Annotated in this window: 18 protein-coding genes; 9 read left to right on the forward strand and 9 right to left on the reverse strand. The window is 68.1% G+C overall.

Going from position 1 to position 20,772, the window contains the following annotated elements; genetic code table 11:
- Positions 1-41: 41 nt before the first annotated feature.
- Both OXI49_05180 and OXI49_05185 read left to right on the forward strand, forming a co-directional pair.
- The gene (locus OXI49_05180; GenBank protein ID MDE2689886.1) at positions 42-1,001 is read left to right on the forward strand and encodes a TIM barrel protein; all 960 of its coding nucleotides are present in this window, start codon (positions 42-44) and stop codon (positions 999-1,001) included.
- Positions 989-2,002, forward strand: a complete 1,014-nt coding sequence (locus tag OXI49_05185) for a hypothetical protein (GenBank protein ID MDE2689887.1) — start codon at positions 989-991, stop codon at positions 2,000-2,002. Before OXI49_05180 ends, OXI49_05185 begins: the two co-directional genes overlap by 13 nt.
- Positions 2,003-2,014: 12 nt before the next feature.
- Here the strand turns inward: OXI49_05185 and OXI49_05190 are convergent, their stop codons facing one another.
- Entirely contained in the window at positions 2,015-2,623 is a 609-nt protein-coding gene (locus tag OXI49_05190; protein ID MDE2689888.1) for a DUF2911 domain-containing protein, read from the reverse strand.
- 137 nt (positions 2,624-2,760) lie between these two features.
- Between OXI49_05190 and OXI49_05195 the strand changes: the two genes are divergently transcribed.
- Positions 2,761-4,059: a thiol-disulfide isomerase gene (locus tag OXI49_05195; protein MDE2689889.1), complete on the forward strand. Its 1,299-nt coding sequence runs from the start codon at positions 2,761-2,763 to the stop codon at positions 4,057-4,059.
- A complete protein-coding gene (locus tag OXI49_05200) occupies positions 4,056-4,565 on the forward strand; it encodes a VOC family protein (protein ID MDE2689890.1) in 510 nt (169 codons plus the stop codon). The genes OXI49_05195 and OXI49_05200 overlap by 4 nt, the downstream gene beginning before the upstream one ends.
- On the opposite strand, the gene OXI49_05205 is transcribed toward OXI49_05200, so the two are convergent.
- From OXI49_05205 to OXI49_05215, 3 genes are read right to left on the reverse strand one after another with little or no spacing between them, the layout of a single operon-like run.
- Positions 4,562-6,208 (reverse strand): hypothetical protein, encoded by a 1,647-nt coding sequence (locus tag OXI49_05205; GenBank protein ID MDE2689891.1) that lies wholly within the window; start codon positions 6,206-6,208, stop codon positions 4,562-4,564. The genes OXI49_05200 and OXI49_05205 overlap by 4 nt on opposite strands.
- Before the next feature lie 9 nt (positions 6,209-6,217).
- On the reverse strand, positions 6,218-7,615 hold the full coding sequence (locus OXI49_05210; GenBank protein ID MDE2689892.1) for an Nramp family divalent metal transporter: 1,398 nt from the start codon (positions 7,613-7,615) through the stop codon (positions 6,218-6,220).
- Positions 7,616-7,657: 42 nt separating this feature from the next.
- Positions 7,658-9,037 (reverse strand): Nramp family divalent metal transporter, encoded by a 1,380-nt coding sequence (locus OXI49_05215; protein ID MDE2689893.1) that lies wholly within the window; start codon positions 9,035-9,037, stop codon positions 7,658-7,660.
- A 125-nt stretch (positions 9,038-9,162) separates the two neighbouring features.
- Here OXI49_05215 and OXI49_05220 point away from each other — a divergent pair, with 125 nt between their 5' ends.
- Both OXI49_05220 and OXI49_05225 read left to right on the forward strand, forming a co-directional pair.
- Positions 9,163-9,546, forward strand: a complete 384-nt coding sequence (locus tag OXI49_05220) for a copper resistance protein CopC (protein MDE2689894.1) — start codon at positions 9,163-9,165, stop codon at positions 9,544-9,546.
- Complete coding sequence (locus OXI49_05225) at positions 9,488-10,450, forward strand: CopD family protein (GenBank protein MDE2689895.1); 963 nt, start codon at positions 9,488-9,490, stop codon at positions 10,448-10,450. The genes OXI49_05220 and OXI49_05225 overlap by 59 nt, the downstream gene beginning before the upstream one ends.
- Positions 10,451-10,555: 105 nt before the next feature.
- Here the strand turns inward: OXI49_05225 and OXI49_05230 are convergent, their stop codons facing one another.
- From OXI49_05230 to OXI49_05240, 3 genes are all read right to left on the reverse strand, one after another.
- Positions 10,556-12,976, reverse strand: coding sequence for a TonB-dependent receptor (locus OXI49_05230; GenBank protein ID MDE2689896.1), 2,421 nt, complete (start codon positions 12,974-12,976; stop codon positions 10,556-10,558).
- A gap of 60 nt (positions 12,977-13,036) precedes the next feature.
- Entirely contained in the window at positions 13,037-13,477 is a 441-nt protein-coding gene (locus OXI49_05235; protein MDE2689897.1) for a rhodanese-like domain-containing protein, read from the reverse strand.
- A 124-nt stretch (positions 13,478-13,601) separates the two neighbouring features.
- Positions 13,602-15,242 carry a hypothetical protein gene (locus tag OXI49_05240; GenBank protein MDE2689898.1) on the reverse strand — a complete coding sequence of 547 codons (1,641 nt, stop codon included), beginning with the start codon at positions 15,240-15,242 and terminating at the stop codon, positions 13,602-13,604.
- A gap of 136 nt (positions 15,243-15,378) precedes the next feature.
- On the opposite strand from OXI49_05240, the gene OXI49_05245 reads away from it, so the two are divergent.
- The 3 genes from OXI49_05245 to OXI49_05255 are packed head-to-tail and all read left to right on the forward strand — an operon-like array spanning position 15,379 to position 19,611.
- A complete protein-coding gene (locus OXI49_05245) occupies positions 15,379-16,458 on the forward strand; it encodes a hypothetical protein (GenBank protein MDE2689899.1) in 1,080 nt (359 codons plus the stop codon).
- A gap of 13 nt (positions 16,459-16,471) precedes the next feature.
- Positions 16,472-18,016, forward strand: coding sequence for a DUF547 domain-containing protein (locus OXI49_05250; GenBank protein ID MDE2689900.1), 1,545 nt, complete (start codon positions 16,472-16,474; stop codon positions 18,014-18,016).
- Positions 18,013-19,611 carry a hypothetical protein gene (locus OXI49_05255; protein ID MDE2689901.1) on the forward strand — a complete coding sequence of 533 codons (1,599 nt, stop codon included), beginning with the start codon at positions 18,013-18,015 and terminating at the stop codon, positions 19,609-19,611. The genes OXI49_05250 and OXI49_05255 overlap by 4 nt, the downstream gene beginning before the upstream one ends.
- A 98-nt stretch (positions 19,612-19,709) precedes the next feature.
- On the opposite strand, the gene OXI49_05260 is transcribed toward OXI49_05255, so the two are convergent.
- A complete protein-coding gene (locus OXI49_05260; protein ID MDE2689902.1) occupies positions 19,710-20,075 on the reverse strand; it encodes a hypothetical protein in 366 nt (121 codons plus the stop codon).
- Between the two features lie 15 nt (positions 20,076-20,090).
- Entirely contained in the window at positions 20,091-20,768 is a 678-nt protein-coding gene (locus tag OXI49_05265; GenBank protein MDE2689903.1) for an alkylhydroperoxidase-related (seleno)protein, read from the reverse strand.
- Positions 20,769-20,772: the final 4 nt, after the last annotated feature.

Here is a 20,772-nt window from a genome sequence, read left to right on the forward strand (position 1 = left end):
TCGGGTCTGTTGGCCGTTTCGGCGGCTGGTACTCTGCCACGATGCGTAACAAGACAGTCGGTTCTCCTGATACTGGCCGGATTCCGCGCCGGCAGTTCCTCGCCGGGGGCGCTACGGCGGCAACCGCGCTTGCCGTCGGCGCGGTTCCCGGAGCGTCCGCGGCGCGTGCCGCCCAGCCTGCAGACGGAGGCGCATTCCAGCTCAAGTACGCGCCCCACTTCGGGATGTTCCGGCACCACGCGGGCGACGACCACATCGACCAGCTCCGCTTCATGCACGACGAGGGGTTCCGCGCCCTCGAGGACAACGGCATGGGCGGTCGCGAGCCGGCGCTCCAGGAGAAGATCGCCGCGGAGCTGGACCGCCTGGGAATGGAGATGGGCGTCTTCGTGGCCCACACGTCCTGGGGCGGCGTGAGTTTCGCCTCCTCCGACTCCTCGGTCCGCGAGGCGATCGAGGCCGACATGAAGAAGGCGGTCGAAATCGGCAAGAGGGTGAACGCGACCTGGTGCACCGTCGTCCCCGGCCAGCTCGATCCGGGCCTCGAGTGGGAGTACCAGACCGCCAACGTGGTCGAGAACCTGAAACGGGCCGCTGCGATCCTGGAGCCGGCCGGCCTCGTGGCGGTGCTCGAGCCGCTCAATCACTGGACGAACCATCCGGGCGTGTTCCTGACGGGTATCCCGCAGGCGTACCAAGTCTGCAAGGCCGTCGGCTCGCCCTCGGTCAAGATCCTCGACGATCTCTACCATCAGCAGATCACGGAAGGGAACCTGATCCCGAACCTCGACCGGGCCTGGGATGAGATCGCCTACATCCAGGTCGGCGACAACCCGGGGCGCAAGGAACCGACGACGGGCGAGATCAACTACCTCAACGTGTTCCGGCACCTGAAGAGCAAGGGCTTCGACGGCATCGTGGGCATGGAGCACGGAAACTCGAAGCCGGGCCGGGAAGGCGAGCGGGCGGTGATCGACGCTTACCGGGAGTGCGACGCCTGAGGAACGGTGCCCCGCTCAGCGGCTTCGCCGCGCTGTTCGCAATGCTCGCCTTGCTCTGGCCGGCGACGGGCGTCGCGCAGCCGCGGACGCCTTGGGGAGATCCTGATCTCCAGGGGACCTGGACGAGCGCCACACTGACTCCGCTCGAACGTCCGGAGGCGATGGCCGGTCGTGAGTCGCTGAGCGAGTCGGAGGTGTCAGACCTGGAGCGGACCACGGTCGAGAACCGGATTGCCGCCGACGGCACTTCCCGGCCGGGTGAGGTAGGCGGCTACAACCTGGTCTGGTTGGACGCGTCGACCCGGGTGGACGCGGATCGCCGCACCTCGCTCATCGTCGATCCGCCGGACGGCCGGATCCCGTGGACGGAGGCGGCGCGCGAGGCGAGCAGGGTGGAGCTGGCGCGCTACGGCAACGGGCCGTACCTGGACCACACCGATCTGGACACCGGCGAGCGCTGCATCACGGACGGCCTGCCGCTGATGGTCCCGATCCAGCCCTACAACATGAACTTCCTGATCCTGCAGACCCCGGACGCGGTGGTCATGCTGCACGAGATGTACCACGAGCTCCGCATCGTGCCGCTCGATAGCCGGCCGCGCCTGTCGGAGGCGATCGGGCTCTGGCTGGGCGACTCCCGCGGCCGCTGGGAGGGCGACACCCTGGTCGTCGAGACGACGAACATCGCCGACAAGACGGAGTACCACTGGAGCCGCCTGTGGCGGGCGGCGCGGCCGACGTTGCGGCTCGTCGAGCGCTTCAGGCGCATCGACGAGCGGACGATCGACTACCGGTTCACGGTCGAGGATCCGACGATGTTCACGGCCGCCTGGACGGTGTCGGCGCCGCTGACGAACGACCAGGCGTCACGGGGAGTGACCGTCGGCGGGCTGTTCGAGTTCGCCTGCCACGAGGGCAACCGGGCGGTCACGAACGTGCTGAGTGGCGCCCGGGCCGAAGAGACCCGGGCCGAAGAGACCCGGGCCGCCGCGGAGAACTGAGACAGGCGAGACCTACTGGCCGACGCCGAAGGGCAGGACGCCCATCTGGTTGTCCCAGATGACGACGATCGCGCCGCCGGCCTCCGAGACGTCGGAGAACAGGATCGTCATCTGGTCGACGGCGAACTCCTCGGTCGAGGTCATCATCGGCGCGCGGACGACATCGTGCTCTGCGTTGTAGCCGTAGGCGCCCCAGGTCAGGCCTTCCGCCATCTTGGCCTGGTCGAAGGTCTCCATGTAGCCCTGCTTCGAGATGATCGCGGTCCAGGCGCCGTCCTTCAGATCGATGAACAGGCTGTACTCGCCTGCGGGGACCGTCGTGCCGCCGATCGACAGGTCGGCCTCGGTGTTGATCCGGGTCGTCACGTTCGCGCCGGCGCGCCAGACGGGACCGCCCGCGAGAAGCGTCTGCCCGTACTCTTCGCCGGAGCCGAAGATGCCGGTGCGGCCACGCAGGATGGGCCGGCTGTAGGTGATGTCGATCCAGGCGTCGCCAATCTGCGTCGAGGCGGCACCCTCGGGGCTGGCGGGCCGTTCGCCCTGGGCCGCGGCGGGTGCGAAGCCGATCACCGCGAGGCACAGGCTGAGAATGAGAACGCGGCAGGCAGTCTGTCGGTACATTGTCGCTGGGTCTCCTGAAGTTTGGGACAGCTGGTTCTTTAGCGAACGCGGACTCTAGCAGCCCTTGACGGCAGCCGTGCCGCGTCTAGCCAACAGGGTGTGAAGTAGTCTTCGATGGGTCAGATGAGGCCGTCATGATGCGCTCGTTTCCGATCGTTTCGTTTCGCCGCCGAGCCGTCCGGATGGTGGCGGCCACCCTGGTCGCGTCCTTCTCCTCGACTGCGTTCGCCGCCCCCGCCGCGGCCGCCGACAGCGACGCGGTGGTCTTCAGCCGCGACGTGGCGCCGATCCTGATGCGCCACTGCGTCGGCTGCCACCGGCCTGGCGAAATCGCGCCGATGTCGCTCCTGACCTACCGGGAGGCGCGGCCCTGGGCCCGCTCGATCCGGCGCGTCGTCGTCAACGGCGAAATGCCGCCGTGGTTCGCGAACCCGGAGCACGGCGTCTGGGCGAACGACGCTCGGCTGAGCAAGGACGAGATCGAGACGATCGTTGCCTGGGTCGATGGCGGCGCTACGCCCGGCGATCCGGCGCTGATGCCCGAGCCGCCTCGGTTCAGGGATGGCTGGCAGGTGGGCGAGCCGGACCACGTGATCGAATTGCCGCCGGTAACCGTGCCGGCGAACGGGCCGGACCTGGCTCCCACACAGCTCGTGCGGCTGGACCTCCCGGAGCGTCGCTGGGTGCGGGCCGTGGAGTTCCAGCCCGGCGACCGCACCGTGAATCACCACCAGATCGTCTTCAGGGGTGGATTCAGCGGGACGGGTTCGCCTGGCGGCGAGGAGCGGCCGGTCGGTGACCGGCAGCGCGGGAAAGCCGGCACCGTCGACGTGAACATCTTCGCGGTCTGGGCGGCCGGGGCGGCGCCGACCGTGTTCCCTGACGGCGCCGGACGCTGGGTGGACCCCGGGGAACTGCTGATGATCAACCAGCACTACCATCCGAACGGCGACTCGGAACGTACCGACAGGACCCGGATCGGCCTCTACTTCGGCGAGGGTCCGCTGGAGATCGAGGTGGAGGCGATCTTCGCGAGCAGGATGGACTTCACGATCCCGGCCGGCGCCCCGAACCATCGAATCGTGACCCGCCACGAACTCGGGAAGGACTCGCGGATCGTGTCCTACTTCCCGCACATGCACATGCGCGGCCGGGCGATGTCGTTCATCGCGGTCTACCCGGACGGCCGCCGCGAGATCCTCCTCGACGTGCCGGAGTTCGACTTCGACTGGCAACTCTTCTACTACCCGGAGGCGCCGCATCTGCTGCCGGCGGGGAGCGTGGTGGAGGTCGTGGCGCACTACGACAACTCGGCGGCGAACCCCTACAACCCGGATCCGACCCGCGATGTCGGCTTCGGCTTTCGGTCGACGGACGAGATGATGGTCGGCATCTTCGAGCTGATCGAAGTCGGTCTGGAGGAGAGCGGGGAGTGACCGTCGCCGGCCAGACCGTCGGCGTCAACGGGATCGCGCATATCCAGTTGACGGTCCGGGATCCGGAACGGTGCCTGCCGTTCTGGGAGGGGCTCTGCAACTTCCTGGAGATGAAGACCCTGATCCGCGGTGAGGACGTGCTGTACTGCATCGGCAGCCGGACCGGCATCCTGGTCCGCGCCGCTCCGCCGGACAAGCGCGACCGGCCGTTCGACCAGGACCGACCCGGGCTCCATCACCTCTGCTTCCGGGCCCGCAGCCGCGAGGATGTCGACTCGATCTACCGCTTCATCGAGTCGGAACTCGAGGCGAAGATCATCCACGGCCCCGAGGAAGGCTCACGGTTCGCGCCGGGCTACTACTCGATCCTGGTCGAGGACCCGGACGGCATCCGGGTCGAAGTGAACCACGTGCCGGGCAAGGGGCACTTCGGCGAAGGCGGCCGGTTGGGGCCTGGCGGGACGGGGGCGGCCACGACGTACGGCGACCACGGGTTGGGGGACTAGTCGAGGTCGATGACGTAGACGGTGTTCGCGGCGTCGCCGGCGACCCAGGCGGTTGAGCCGTCCGTGGCGATGCCGTTGAACAGCATCGTGTTCGGGAAGGCGCCGCTGGCCGGCACGTGCAGCTCGAGCTCTTCGGCGACGGTCGTCGACTCGCCGCTCGCCGGGTCGACGGCGACGACCCGGCCGGCGCCGGCCTCGACGACGTAGATCGAACCGTTGGCGGTCGCGAGACCTTCCGGCTGGTCGAGGCCTTCGGCGACCGTCTCGACACCGTCGTCGCCGATGCGCAGCACGGTGCCCGCGAGGTTGTCGGTGACGTAGAGGGTACCGTCCGCCGCGGTCAGGCCGGCCGGTCCCTGGAGGCCCTCGGCCAGGACCCGTTTCTCCTCGGGATTCCCGGGAGAGAAGGCGATGACGTTGCCGGCGCCCCACTGGCTGGCGACGATGTCGCCCTCGAACTGGATCGCGTCGATCGGGGCGGCCAGTTCGCCGAAAATCTGGACCAGAGCATCGGCAGCGGGATCCCATAGCCGCACCGCGTTGTCGAACCAGCTCGAAAGGACGAGCTGGCCGTCGTGCGTGGCATGGACCGACATCGATGTGCCGATGTCCGAGAAGCCGATCACGTCTCGCACGACGCCGAGCTCGTCGCCGGTCGCCGGATCGAGCTGGCGCAGGGCGAAGAAGTCGGCGACGACGAGACGGGTCGCGTCGCCGCTGCCGATGAGGGCGACGCCACCCGGCATGTTGAGTCCGCCCTCGAGCACCATGCGGTTCTCCTCGGGCGACAGGGCCTCGACGATGAAGCCGTCGGCGAAGCTCGAGATGAAGAGCCGGTCTTCCGCGTCGAAGGCGAAGTTGTCGAGGCCGGGCTGGATGCGGGCGACGACCTCCTTGCCGCCGTCGTCGCCCAGCCGTACGACCTCGCCCCGCAGGGAGTCGAGCACGTGGAGCACGCCTTCGCTGTTGAACTTCACGGCCGCCGGCACCTCGAAGCCGCTGGCGACCGTCTCCAACTCGCCGCTGTCGACGTCGACGCGGACGACCTCGCCGCGGAACCAGCGCGGGCCGTAGAGCCTGCCGTCGGCGGAACCCCAGTCCATGCCGTTAAGGCCGCAGCCGGGCCCGAGATCGTCGCGAATCACGCGCGGCTCGGCTTCGCCCGCCGGGTCGAGCTCGAAGAGGTTCGTGTCCATGAAGCACTGGGAGACGAACAGCCGGCCATCGTCCGAGAAGGTGATCGGGTTGACCCCGACCCCCGGCGAAGCGACGACGCGAGCTTCGCCTTCCGGCGTACGCATGCCGACTTCGCCGTTGCTGATGTCGGTCCAGTAGACCGAGCCGTCGGGGCCAAAGGCCAAATCGTCGGGCGACTTGGAACCGTCCTCGAGACCCCAGTTCTCCAGGATCTCGCCGCTCTCCGGGTCGATTCGCGCGAGCGCCGGGGTCACGACGGAAGTCAGGTAGAGGTCGCCGTCCGGCCCGAAGAGAATCCCGTTGATGCCGCGGAAGCTGGCGCTCTGGCCGATCGTTCGGACGCCTTCGGCGCCCGTTTCCTCCACCTGGGCGTCCGGGGCATCGCAGCCGGCCAGCAGGGCCAGCGCACAGAGGCATGCAGTGCTGAAGGTCAGTCGTAGAGACATCGTTGCTCCTCAGTTGAGAATAGGCTCGAGTGCCACGTAGCGGATGACGAGCCCGGCCAGGGCCAGCTCGACCAGGAAGATGGCCCAGATCCCGGCGCGGATCCCCCGGCCCGGGCGCATGCGGGGGTCCATCCGCTTCTTCTGAAGCCAGAGCACGGCGCCGCTCTGAATCGGCAGCAGCATCCCGGCGACCAGGGCGCCGATCGTGATCAGCAGTCGCGGGTTCTGGATCCACATGTAGACGGTGAAACAGAAGATCGGGACGATCGTGCAGTAGCCGCGGATCCAGGATCTCCGGGCGGCCAGGTTCTGCCGCTTCAGGTAGCCCAGCTCCATGATGTAGTCGGGGATGTAGCGGGCCTCGCCGGCGATGAACGAGATCATCGTCGAGAACAGGATGCAGAATGCGCCGGCGCCGAACAGCCACAGCGACCAGGGGCCCAGGGTCTGGGTGAACATCTCGGACAGCATGGAGATCGTCTCCAGGCCGTCGGGCTCCTTGCCGAGTTTCTTCAGCACGCCGGCGCCGAGCAGGTAGAAGGGCACGGTCGCGCAGGTCAGCAGGACCAGCGTGACCCAGGCGTCCGTCTGCATGACCTTGATCCAGCCCCGGGCGCGCGTCTCCCACCCCGGTGCATCGCTGCGGCCGATGAAGTTCGGGTAGCCCTTCTCGACGCACCAGTACTGGTAGGCGGATGTTTCCGCTGAGTTGACGCCCGAGTAGCCGTAGACGGCCATGGCGGCGACGATGAACTCGGGCGGAAAGCTGAACGTGAAGCCGGACGCGAGTTCGGCCCGGGTGACGGCGAACTCCGTGCCCTGCATCAGGATCGCGCACACCAGCGTGGCGCCGGTGAAGATGATGACCAGCGCAAGCATCACGTTCTCCAGGATCCGGTAGGAGCCCGTGGTCAGGACGGCAATGGTGATCACGGCCAGCAGTCCGGCGGCGAGGGTCGACGGCACGGCCGGGACCAGCAGGGTCAGAGCCTGGCCGGCGCCGCCGATGATGCCGCCCATACCCAGCAGTGCGGGAACCAGGGCGATCAGGGTGATGGCGACCGCGAAGCTGACGTGGCCGCGGCCGATCCGGATGCGGAAGGGGAGACGGTTTATCGCCCGCACGTAGGTGTCGCCCGAAACCAGCGTGTAGCGGGCGAGTTCCGCCTGGATCAGGGACTTGATCCAGCAGGAAAGCAGCACCCACCACAGCATGACGAAGCCGGCCGCGGCGCCCAGGCCCGAGGTGAGAATCATCTCGCCCGAACCGACGATCGCGCCGGAGATGACGACGCTCGGACCGAGATGGCGCAGCCGCTTGCGCCAGCTCGTTGGCGGTGGGGCCGCGCCGCCCTCGCGGACGGTGTAGGGATCGCTCTTCTGTTCGACGCAGGTGCCTGAGGACATTGGACCTGGTGTGTCCGCGGTCTGCACTCCCCGGTCGAGAAATCAGCCGAAGACCCCGTAGCGGACGACGAACCAGACCATCCCGAGTTCGAACAGGAAGATGCCCCAGATCGCGAGCCGGATCCACCGGCCCGGGCGGATCCGTGGGTCCATGCGGTTCTTCTGGAACCACAGCACTGCTCCGCTCTGGATCGGCAGCAGCATGGCCAGGGTCAGGGCCCCGATCGTGACCAGGAGTCTCGGGTTCGGAATCGTCATGTAGATGACGAAGGCGACGAGCGGAATCAACAGGCAGTATCCGCGGATCCAGTTCCGGCGGGCGGTCAGGTTCTGCCGGTCGAGGTAGCCGAGTTCCATGATGTAGTCGGGGATGAAGCGGGCCGCGCCGCCCACGGCGGAGAGCATGGTCGAGAACAGGATGCAGAAGGCGCCGATGCCGAACAGCCACAGCGACCAGGGACCGAGTGTCTCGGTGAACATCTCGGACAGCATGGAGATCGTCTCGAGGCCGTCCGGCACCTTGCCCCGGGCGCGCAGCACGCCGGCGCCCAGTATGTAGAAGGGCAGCGTGGCGCAGGTCAGAAGCGCCAGCGTGACCCAGACGTCGGTCTGGAGCACCTTGATCCAGCCGCGGGCTCTGGCCTCCCAGCCCGGCGCGTCGCTGCGGCCGATGAAGTTCGGGTAGCCCTTCTCGACGCACCAGTACTGGTAGGCCGACGTCTCCGACGCATTGACGCCGGTGTAGCCGTAGACGGCGATGGCGGCGACCAGGTACTCAGGCGGGAAGCTGAACGTGAGGCCCGAGAACAGGTCGGCGCGGGTCACCGCGTACTGCGTGTTCTGCATGAGGAAGGCACATACCAGGGTAGCGGCGGTGAAGATCATCACCAGCGCCAGCATGGCGTTCTCCAGCACCTTGTAGGAGCCGGTGACCAGCAGCGCGATCGTGACCACGGCGATCAGGCCGGCAGCCCAGACCGACGACACCTCCGGCACCAGGAGCGTCAGCGCCTGTCCGGCGCCGCCGATGATCCCGCCCAGTCCCATCACACCCGGGACGATGGCGATCAGGGCGATGACGACGGGAAAGCTGATCAGCCCCCGGCCCAGCGGGATCTTGCCGGGCAGCCGGTTCATGGCGCGGACGTAGGTGTCTCCCGAAACCAGGATGTAGCGGCTCAACTCCGCCTGGATCAGGGACTTGATCCAGCACGAGAGGAGCACCCACCACAGCATGACGAAGCCAGCGGCGGCGCCCAGGCCCGAGGTCAGGATGATCTCGCCCGAGCCGACGATCGACCCCGAGATGACGATGCTGGGGCCTAGGTAGCGGAACCGGGCCCGCCAGTTCGTGGGCGGCTCGACCGCGCCGCCTTCGCGGACGGTGTAGGGATCGCTCCGCGGAGAAGGGGAGTCGCTCATCGGGGGTGAAGGCGCGACTCTACACCGTTGCGCGGCCACGCTGGCGCGGGCGGCACTGGTACGCTCGCTACTCCTTGCGCGCTGGTACCGGCGCCGGCGTTTCGAACCGCATGGAGATGCCAGTGATGAAGGAAAGAGACCGCTCCCGCAGCACCAGGACGTTCGGCAGTGTCGCCCTGCTGCTGCTCCTCGCCACGGCCGCGTTCGCCCACCTGAAAGTGTCGAACACGAGCCCCGAGGACGGCGCGAAACTGAGCGGCCCGGTGCGTACCCTTCGGGTCTGGTTCAACCAGGAACCGGACCTGCCGCTGAGCAAGCTGGAACTGACGGGTCCGACCGGTCCGCTGAACGTCGAGGGCCTTCACACGATGGGCGAGAAGGACCTGATGGCCAGGGTCTCGGGGCGTATGCCGGACGGTTCGTACACCGCCAAGTGGCAGACCGCGGGCGATGACGGCCACGTCCGGACCGGCGAATGGACCTTCACGATCGACCGCGGCGGTCGCTGAGACGCTGGATCCGGATTCGTCACTGAGCTGGGAGATGGCCGGCCGCTGGGCCGTCTATCCGCCGCTGCTTCTGGTTTGCGGCGCGACCGGCATGCGCCTTCTGGAGGCGATGGGTCCACGCGACCTGGCGGTTCGCGACCTGCGGGCCGAGCTGGCTCGACTTGCGCTGCTGTCGTCCCTGCTGCTGTTGGCGGCGCTCCTGCTGCGCGCCCTGTTCCAGTCGATCGAGGTCTGGGGAGCGGGCGAGGCTCTCGCGCTCGACAACTTGCGAGGCGTGGCGCTGGAGAGCCGTTGGGGAGGTCGATGGCGCTGGCAGGTCGCGGCCGCGATGGTCGCGATGCTTGGTTCCCTTGCGGCCTGGAGGTTGCCCGGGGTTGGCCTGACGATCACCGGGGCCGGGGCCCTGGGGCTGGCGGCGACGCTGCCCATGACGGGCCACGCGTTCGGCAACCCTCTTGCGTGGACCGCGCAGAGCGTTCATGTGCTGGGCGCCGGATTCTGGATCGGCACGTTGATCGTCATCCTCGTTCTTCCGCTGATGGTCCCAGGGACATCGGTTGCGGAAGCGGCGTCGATGCGCCGGTTCTGGCTGGGCGCCTTCTGGCCGCTTGCGATCGTCGCCGCGACGCTCCTGGTGTTGAGCGGGGTCGTGCTGGCGATCCTCTACCTGCCGGCCTGGAACACCCTCTGGACCGAGGCGTATGGCCGAATCCTGCTGGCCAAGGTGGCGGGGAGTGTGGGCGTCCTGTTCCTGGGCGCCGTGAACCACCTCCGGATGAACTTCCGCCCCGATGCCCACACGGATCCGGTGCCGTTGACTGTCGCCCTCGAGGTGGCCTTCGCGCTGGTCGTGCTCGCGGCCACGGGGATGCTCACGAGCACCGCGCAGCCGGACATGCACTGACTAGCGCCCCGAAACTCCTCGCAGACTCGGTGTTTCGGCCCATCCCGTCCGCACGGCGGCGCCTGCGCCCCGAACTTGCTTCGCTGCGTTCCGGAGCGCAGGCGCCTAGAAGCTGATCCGGCTGCTCACTCCGATCGTTCGCGGCTGGTTCGTCAGGTAACCGACGCGCGCGCGCGTGCCCCGTTCCTGGTCGAGTGCCAGCAGGGCCCGCTCATCGAACGCGTTGTTGACGAAGAGTGCGATGTCCCAGCGCTCGTTCAGGAAGCCGAGTCGCAGGTTCAGGAGGTCATAGGCTGGCAGCTCGGGGTCGAAGCGAAAGGTGGTTTGCGTCAGTGGTCCGCCGACCGGATTCGTTGCGGAGAGAGCCAGCAGGTCGACGGTGCCGAAACCCGGAGCGTGATCGCCGATCTGAGTGAAGCGGGAACCGACGTGCTGGAACGCGGAGGAGAGGTAGCCGGCCCAATCGCCGGCCTCCCAGCGCCAGGTCGCGGCCACGGCGGCCTGGAACCTGGGCACCGTCGGCAGGCGGTTTCCCTTCTCGATGCCGGAGACCACGCTGGTCGTCCCGTCGGCCGCCGTCGAGGTCAGGGTCGACCCGAGCTCGGAGTCCGCGTAGCTGGCCGAGATCGCGAAGTCAAAGACCGCCGATGGCTGAGCCGTTAGTTCGAGCTCCAGGCCTGTGCTGCGAGCGTTCGGCACGTTGAAGACGAGTCGGGACGAGCAGGAGCCGGCGGTGACGGTTGTCTGCAGGTTCGAGATGTCCATCGTGAACGCCGCTACGTTGAACGTGCCGCGGCCGCCCATGATGGTGGACTTCGAGCCGATCTCGACGTTCCAGAGCTCCTCGTCCGCCCAGGAGTCGCGGCCGCTGAAGGTCGCGAGATCTTCCGGGGTACAGACGGGCACGTTCAGCGGATCGTTGATGCCGCCGAGACGGAAGCCCTTGGAGACCTGGGCGTTGAGCTGTGTGTTCTCGGTCGCTTCGAAGCTGGCGATGAAGCGCGGCGCCACGCCGTCGGCGCTGGTTTCGCCCTCGGTCGGTCCCGGATCCGCGAACAGACCGTCGAAGACCTGGCTGCGCGTTTCCTCGTAGTCGTACCAGCGGGCGCCCGCCGTCAGGTCGAGCCGTTCGCCGGCGGTCCAGGTGATCTCGAAGAACGCGGCGGTCTGATCGAAGTCGTAGTTCAGGTCGGAGTAGAAGAGCTCGTCGGCGGCGGCGCCGAAAGCGCCCGCGGTGGGGATGCCGGTCATCGCTTCGAAGCCGGTGACGGGAAGACTCTGGCCGTAGTCCCGTTCGCTGGTGCCGTAGAAGAGACCGAGCACCCAGTGCGTGTACTCGTCGCCGCTCGCCAGCCGCAGCTCCTGCGTCAGGCCCTTGGCGGTCGTCGCGTCGATGAGAGGCGCGTCCAGCGTGTAGACCGCCTCCGGAAGGCCGATCGTGGCGCCGGCGACGCTGGCGTAGAGGGCTGTCGAGTCACGAACGACGAGTACGTCGCGGTCGGTGGCCGAGGTGATGGAGGTGAAGTAGTAGCCATCGGGGAGATCGACCACGACCTTGAGGTCGGCGAGCAGGAACTCGTCGGTGTAGGGCTCCTCGAACTGCGTGAAGAGCTGGCGCGCGCCGAGGTCGACGGCGGGCCGGGTCGTCGTGTACGGATTGGCCAGGATGTTGAAGTCGTCGATCCGGTTCCAGCCGTCCATCTCGACTTCCTGGTAGAGGAGGCGCGGCGTGACCGTCACGTTTTCCGACGGCTCCAGGCGCAGCGCCCAGCGGGCGCCGGTGCGTTCGCCGGAGTTCACGTCCTCGTTCACGCTGAGGTCGGGCTGTACGGCGTCCATGAACCCGCCGAACGAGGTGTGGTAGGCGGTGACCCGCATCGCCGAGGTGTCGCCCACCGGTACGTTGACGGCGACCTTTGCCTGGCCGCCCATGCCGCCGTCAGCAACCGAGGAGAGCGAGAACTCGCCGAAACCGTCCGAGACTCCCAGTTCCGGCGGGTTCGTGATGTAGCGGACCGTGCCGGCGAGCGACCCGGATCCGAAGAGGGTCCCCTGCGGGCCGCGCAGGACCTCGACGCGCGACATGTCGAAGAGGTCGATGTCCGGCGTGAACAGGGAGAGGGAGATCACCGATTCGTCGAGGTAGATGCCGACCTGTTCCTTCACCCCGGGCTGGTCGCGGACGATCTGCCCGGAGGCGACGCCGCGCATGGCCACCTGGCTCTGGCCGGGGCCGAGGTTCTGGACGGTGAATCCGGCCACGTTGGTCGCGACCTCTTCCAGGTTGTCCACCCCCCGGTTCCGCAGCACCTCCTCACTCGGGGCGACGACGGAGAAGGGGACTTCCTGCAGGTTCTCCTCGCGCTTGCGTGCGGTGACGGTGAGTTCTTCGGAGAAGGTCTGGCCCGGCATCGTGCGGGCCTCGTCGCCGTCGGCTTCCTGCGCTGCGGTCGGAGTGGCGATCCCGCACCAGAGAATGGCGAGGGCGGACACGAGCGAGGGTCCGTGGGGAGAGGTTCGAGTCATGCCAGTGCCTTGTACGCTAGACAATCCGCTCGGGTTCAGCTCCGGTCGCTGAACGCTCGGTCAGGGTCGGAGGTGAGGTGCGAGCAGCCTGCTCCACTGCTTGCCGTAGGGATGGACGCTCTCCGCCTCCTTGCCGTCGCGGTAGACGGGTCGGCCCGAGTTGGCCCACTCGAAGATCGAACCTTCGAGGTTCCAGACCCGATCGCCGATCTCCGGGTCGTTCAACTGGATCAGGTCGGCGACGGCGGCGGACGATCGATAGCCGACGGAGCAGTAGAGAACGATCGGCCGGTCCGCGTCCGTCTCGGCGATCAGGTCGGCGATGTCGTCGCCCTGAGCGTGGACCGCGCCCGGCAGATGGCTGACTTCGTACTCGAAGGGTTCCCGGACGTCGATGATCAGCGGTGGCGTCTTGTCCTCGAGCCGGCGATCGAGTTCCTGGATGCTCATCTGCGGAACGCCCGGAAAACTGGCCCGCACCAGGGCCTTGAACTGGGACATGCTCGCCCCGCCGCACGCCACGGCAAGCAAGAGCGCGATGGGCCAGATCGTTGCCGCAAGCGTTGCTGGAGCCCGGCCCCTCATCGTGGCCCGGTTTCGCTCGCGTCCTCGTGTGCCGCCGTCGTCACTCTCCTGCCGCGGCGCCGGTGGCTTCGGTCGACGTGACGCGGCCGGCGGGCTGGCCGACCATCTTCATCTCGGACGGCCGCTCCGTGTCGGCCCCTATCGTGATCGTGCCCTGGAGCGCCCCCTGCGCGTCGAGTTCCGCTTCGATCACCGTCGTGATCGCCGACGCCTCGGGCGTGGGGAACTGGGTCGTCACCCGCAGATGGTCACCCGACCAGGAGAAGTCGTCGAGGGTGATCGTGAACATCTGCAGGCCGGATGCGACGTAGAGGATGCCCTCGCCCTCCTGTGGCGCCCAGAACGCGATCGGCAGGAAACCGTCGGCCAAGAAGGAGGTGCCCCGGGGGTGCCGGGAGATCAGCTCCGTCAACTTGTCGACGTTCTTCTTCGGCCGGTGGTAGCCGCCATCCTTGCGGACGATCTCCATGAAGCCGACGAACATCTCGTTGAACACGTCGCCGCGGTAGATGATCTCGCGGGCCGGATCGGGGTTGGCCGGGTTGTCCTCCGAGTTGTCCCACACGGCCGTGACCTCGATGCGGCTGTCCGCCGGCAGGTCGACCGGCTCGGTGGGGTAGTAGAGCCACTGCCAGTTGTAGTCGTACTTCGGCACGTCGAGCAGCGTCTCGGATGTGCCGTCGGCATGGACGATGCGGTAGGTCATCGCCTTGCCGCGGACATGCATGTGGGGGCTGAAGGCGAGGATCTGCATGTCGTCGTCGGGCTGGAAGAATCCCTCCTCGGCGTGGTGACCGGCGCCCGGCGGAATGCGGATGCCGGTGTTGGCGACCGAGACGGTCGCCACTTCCCGCTCCAGTGCGCCTTCGCCGAAGTAGATGCCGATGCGGGTGATGTCCGATGTCGCTTCGCCGAACGGGTGGTAGTGGGAGTCCATCGTGATCGTCGTGCCCGGGCCGAGGACGCGGCCGGTGCCCTCAGGGAAGACGTAAGGAGGCATGCCCGCGGTCCAGATCCCGAAGACGCCGCTGCCGCCGGCGCCCTCGCTCACCCTCTCGCCGGAGCCGATCGGGCCGCCGCTCTCGCGCCGCGGCGTCGTGTACGTGGCCTGGAAGTGGTGAGTGGCGCGGCGGTCGCCGGGGAGGAACTCGATCGCCTGCACCCAGCGTTCTTCATCCAGCTCCAGCTCGATACGCTGCTTGGGAAAGAGGTCCGGGCCTTCGGCCGGCACGTCGACCCGGTCGAGCGTCAGCACGTAGTCCGGTTCGCCCAGCGTCCAGCCTTCGGCGAAGGTGGGTGTCGGCGGCAGGTCGGCCGGGTCGCCCTCGGGCGCCCCGACTGCGGCCCAGCCCGTGATCGTGGCGATCTGGTCGGCAGAAAGGGAGAGGTCGTTGCGAAACACGACCTGTTCCGACTCGCCGCTCCAGGGCGGCATGTCGCGGTTCTCGACCGCGCGCGCCATGCCGCGCGCCCAGGGGCGCGCCTCCCGGTAGGAGAGCAGTGACATCGGCGCGGCCTGGTTCGGGCGGTGACACTGGACGCACTTCTCGAACAGGATGGGCGCCACGTCGCGGCTGAAGGTCGGCGTGTCCGCCGCGTCGGCGGCTGTTGCCGAGAGCAGAAGGACGGCCGGGATGAACGCCACAAGTGCATGCGGGCGGGGGTGGGTCGGTCGTCTCATCGCCTGGTTCTCCCCATGTGACGGCTGGGTCCGAGCGGTGGCTGTAGTCTACCAGCGGACGGGCCGTCAGCAGGCCGGTGCGGTAGGCTCGATGACACGTTGAAAAGTCCGTGCAGACCGTAGCGGAGGACACTTCATGCGCGCCGAACGAGCCGTCTTCGCCCTCATCGTGATCATCGCCGCCGCGGTGGTGATCGTGGCTCCGGCCATGGCGGCCGGCGACGACATTCCACGCACGGCGAGTGGCAAGCCCGACCTGACGGGTCGTTACAACATCGCGAGTTCGACGCCGTTCGAACGGGATGCGCGCTTCGGCGACAAGAAGTACATGGCCGTCGAGGAGGCCCAGCGCATCATGGCGGCTACTGCGGCGCGGATGGCCCAGGCCAACGCCGCTAGCGATCCCGACCGGTCGGCGCCTCCCGCCGGGGGTGATGGTTCCGGCGGTCCCGCGGGTGCGGTAGGCGGGTACAACGCCTTCTGGACGGACAGCGGCAGTACGCGCCACGCGATCGACGGCCAGTTCCAGACCTCGATCCTCACCGAGCCGGCGAACGGCCGCATGCCGGAGCTTTCGGAAGCGGGCAAGGCGCGGCGCGCGGACCTGCATCCGTACGCCTACGAGAACACCGGCGACGCCTGGTGGATCGAAACCGGCGACGATCCCTATGACGGGCCGGAGACGCTGTCGATTCTCGACCGTTGCCTGTACCTCAGCGCGGCGGCGACGCCTGCCCGGCCGATCCTCTACAACAACCTGAAGACGATCACCCAGACCGAAGACCACGTCGTCATCCTGGTGGAGTGGATGCACTGGGCGAAGGTCGTGCGGCTCAACGCCGAGCACTTGCCGGCGGAAGTGCGTTCCCTGGGAGGCGATTCGATCGGCTGGTGGGAGGACGACACCCTGGTGGTCGAGACGACGAACTTCCTGGACAAGCCGGGCGTGCCGCGCGAGGGCCTCAAGGTGATCGAGCGTTTCACCAGGCAGAGCGCCGACGCGCTCCTGTACCAGTTCACCGTTCACGATCCCGACTACTCCGCGCCCTACGGCGGTGAGTTCCTCTGGCCGCAGACCGAGGAGCTGAACTACGAGTACGCCTGCCACGAGGGCAACTACGCGATGGGTAACATCCTCCGCGGTGCGCGGCTGCTCGAGCGGGAGTACCTCGAGCGGAAGGGCCAGTCGGGCAGCACGGGCTCGGGGGACGAGTAGCCCCGGGGCGTCGATGGAGGCGTTCTCCTACGCGGCCTGGGACCGCCTGCTGGCCGAGGTCGTCACTGAGGACGGCAAGATCGACTACGAGGGCCTGGCCGCGCGCCGGCCGCTGCTGGAGGAGTTCATAGCCGGACTCGGCGAGACGTCGCCGGACAGCCGCCCGGACCTGTTCGCGAGCGAGGAGGACGGCCTCGCCTACTGGATCAACGCCTACAACGCGTTCACCCTGCACGCGATCGCGGAGGAGTACCCGATCCGGTCCGTCTGGAAGACGCGCGACGGACGGTTCTTCCAGCGGCGGCGACACATCGCCGGCGGTTCAGCGGTCAGCCTCGACGACATCGAGCACCAGATCCTCCGGTCGGACTACGCCGAGCCGCGCATCCACTTCGCGATCAACTGCGGCGCGAACGGCTGCCCGGCGTTTCGCCCGACTGCCTACCGGGGCGACGGCCTCCGCGACACGCTGCGCCAGGCGACCGAGGCGTTCCTGGCGAACCGCTGGAACTGCCGCGTCGACCACGAAGCGGAGCGGATCCACGTCTCCCGCATCTTCCGGATGTACGCCGAAGACTTCGCCGCCGGCGCGGGAACGCGAGAGGAGTACCGCAGCGGCGTGCTCGGCTTCGTCGCCGAGCACGCGGGCCTGGACCTGGAGCAGGTCGCCGGCTACGAAATCGTCTACAACACGTACGACTGGGGTCTCAACGACACGCACCGCGATCCGAACATCGGCCCGATTACATTCCACGAGCCGGTCGAGCACTTCTCCGCGGCCGACGGCGAACTCCGGGAACTCCATCTCTACGAGGGCAACTTCTGCAACCGGGCCTGCTCCTGGTGCACGATCAACGGCTCGCCCGAGGGCTGGTACGAGCGCTACACGCCCGAGGTCCTCGACCAGGCGCTGCGCACGCTTGCCGCGAACGGCAACCTGAAGTTCTACGGCGGCGAACCGACGCTGCACACGCGGGAGATCGTCGCCGCCATGCGCTACGTCCGCGAGCGCGGGTTCACGGGCCTTATCACCGTCTTCTCGAACGGCATCCAGGCGGAGAAGCTGATTTCGATCCTCAAGTCCGACCCGAAGAGCGAGGCGGTGCTCAACTACTCGATCTACCACGGCCGGGACGCCGATCCGATGCCGCCCTACGCGCGCGAGCGCCTTGAGGACTGGGCGCGCGCGAACCCGAACCGCATCTTCCAGGGCTACAAGGTGCTCTTTCACGCCGGCGCCGGCGCCGGGCAGGAGTTCGCGCGCGACCGGGAGTCGGAGTACCACGGCATGGGCAACCGTTGCGTGCGCTGCTTCCCGGTGCTGACCACGAAGGGCCGGTTCCACGCCTGTCCCTTCGCCGCGGAGATCGACTCGCCGCACTTCGACCTCGGCGCCGGCGGCTCGGACTCCGGAACCGTGTTCGAGAACTACCGCACCTTCCTGCAGTGGGTGGACGACGAGCTCGATCCCGCGGCGGCGACGAAAGGTGTCTCGAGCTGCGAGATGTGTCACAAGCATCTCGGCGAACTGCCGGTTCCCGAGTTCACGGCGGGTTGAGAGTCCGGCGTAGAGCAGCACCGGCGCTGCTCGCCCTGGCCGCGCTCGCCTGCTGCGGCCTGTTCGCCGCCAACTCGCTGTTTCGCGTCCGCACGTTCACCGCGGACTCGATGAACTACGTCGATGTCGCGCGTCGGATAGCCGCCGGGGACGGGCTGGTGCAGTCGACCGGAGGCTTCAACCAGCCCTTCTACTTGTCAGGGGATCTGGACCTTCCGGCCGCCTTCACGGCGCAACCACCCGGGTATCCGCTGGCGATCACCTTCGTGTCGAGGTTCGGCGTGAACGCGGCGGATGCGGCGCTGGTCGTTTCCGCCCTGGCTTACACCGCGATCCTGGGGTTGGTCTACCTGCTCGGGCAGCGGATCGGCGGCACTCGGGCAGGCATCGTTGCGCTCGGCGGAGCGCTCGTTTTCGTACCGCTTGCCCACCTTGGACGGTCGGCTCTCAGCGAATGTCTGGCGGTCTCCGTTGTGCTCCTGTTCTTCCTGCTGGTGGAGCGGTACCGCGTGAGTTCGTGCGGGCACCCGCTGCTTGCGGTTCTCGGTCTGGGCCTGCTCGCCGGTACGGCGTTCAGCGTCCGTTACGCCCTGTGGCCCTTGTCGCTTGTCGGTTTCGCCGCGCTTTGGCTCACCCGCGCCGACCGCTCTGGTCCCCGTGTTGCGGGACCTTACGACTCCGCCGCGTTCGCAGCCGGAGCTCTGGCGCCGATGGCCGCGATTCTGGCCCGCAACGTGGCTGTGGAAGGGGGCCTGTTGCCCGCGGCGATGCCGGCCGTGCGTTCGCTTGGCGAGAACCTGAGTCTCGCCGTCACGGCGCTCCTCGGTGGCTGGCGCTCGACCACGGTCGGGAACTGGCTGGACGCTGTTCTCCTCATCGTCGCGCTGTCGATTCTGGTGGCGCTCGCTGCTCGCGATAGAGCTTCTTCGCTTCCTTGGCGGCGTCTACCCCTGCTGATCGGTGTCTGGGCGTTCCTCTACCTTACGGCCGTCGTCTGGCGCGGCACCCAGGCCAACTTCGACCCGATCGGCGCTCGGCTGGCCTTGCCCGCGACCGTTCCCCTCATCCCGGTGTTCGGCGCCCTGCTTGCCGGGGCCCTGCCGCGAGAACGTCGATTCGCCTGGCTACCCGCCGCGCTCCTCGTTCTCTGCGCGGGCGCCGCGTTCACGCGTGAAGCCTCCCTCTGGTCCAGCGGCCGGGACGCCCGCGCCCTGGAGTTCCGGAGCGAACGCCAGCAGTGGCTGCGAGACCACACCGGCCCCGGCGATCTGGTCGTAGGCGGCGGCACGATGGACGTGCCCTTCCTCTTTTCCGGCCGGTTCGCCATCTCCTACGCCGGCCTTCCCTACACCGAAGTTCTCACCTACCCGACGCTTGAACGCGTCGCCGACCGCCACTGCCCCGACTTCGACCGCCTCCTCCTCGTTGTCCGCCCAACCGTCCAGCTCGGCGGCACCCGCTCCGACGAAGACCCCAGCAACTGGCTCGGCCCCTTCATCGCCGATATCCGCGCCGGCCACCATGAGCCCTACCCGCTACTCGAACCCCTCGCCGCGCTCAACGAAGCCCGGATCTACAACGTCACCTGTTCCTGACTCCGTCACGGATTCTGGTACGACTGCCTCGCCGAGCAATCGTCGCGCTGCCCGATGACCCTGGCCGGCGGGCGCCCGCGCCGCTACGCCCGCGCCGGCTACGCCGTCGCCTCGGCTACACCGGATGACTTGGCGCCTCCCCAGCGGTTGAAGCCCAGTTCGCCGCGGACGTCGGCGGTGCGCTCCAGCATCATTGCGTCGCTGGGAATGCCGGTCGAGTCGGCGACGCGGACGAGGCCGTTGAAGATACCGACGGTGGCGGCCGCCTCGACGAACTTCTCGGGTCCGAGGGTTTCGAGGGCCCGGGTGCGGGCCGCGTCGAGGTCGTTCGTGGCCCGGACGACCGCTTCCGCGAACGCGGTCAACACGGCGCCGTCCTCCACGCCGCCATCGGCGGCGTCCTCAACCGCCGCGCTCAGGTCGACTTCGGCTCCGACGGCGTCGCTGCTCGCCCGGAGCAGCATGGTGTGGGCGGTCGTTCAGTAGAAGCACTGGTTGAGGGCCGAGACCCTGGCCGCGAGGAGCTCGACCTGGGGGCGGGCGAGCGGGCGGTGGTCCCAGACCATCTTCTCGAAGTCGGTAGCCGTTCCCGAGTACATGGCCGCGACGATGCGGAAGAAGGTGCGCACGCCCTCCGGCACCAGGCTCATCGCGCGCGCCACGTTGGCGCGCTTCCAGTCGATGACCTGGACCGGCACCCAGGCGCCGATGTCGCCCATGCCGTCCGGGCGTTCACGGGTCGGTTCGCCGGCCTCGGGTTCGGGAAGCGGTTCGTGGTCGATGCCCATCGCCTCGCAGAAGGCGTCGGCGGCGGCCGTCGTCACGACGACCGAGGCGAGTTCGACGTAGTGCGAGTCGCCGATCTCGGCAATCACGCCGCTGGCCCATTCGCGGTCGAGGTGGGACGGATCCGCTCCGATCTTGCGGGCTGCCTCCACTGCCTTCTCCTGCAGCGGCTCGCTCGGCTCGTCGCGGTCACGGCTCCACGGCGGTTCGTTGCGCTGGACGCGCTCGGCGCGGGCGAGAGCGGCGATCGCGACACGTTCGGGGCCGGTCCACCAGGTGCCGGAGCGGCCGATGTCGGCCCACGACCTGCGCAGGGCGGTAGCCATGTCCTCACGGACGGGAACGGGGAAGCGGCCGGCGGCGAAGCTCATCGTG

The sequence above is a fragment of the Acidobacteriota bacterium genome, from assembly GCA_028875725.1.
Classification (GTDB): Bacteria; Acidobacteriota; Thermoanaerobaculia; order Multivoradales; family Multivoraceae; genus Multivorans.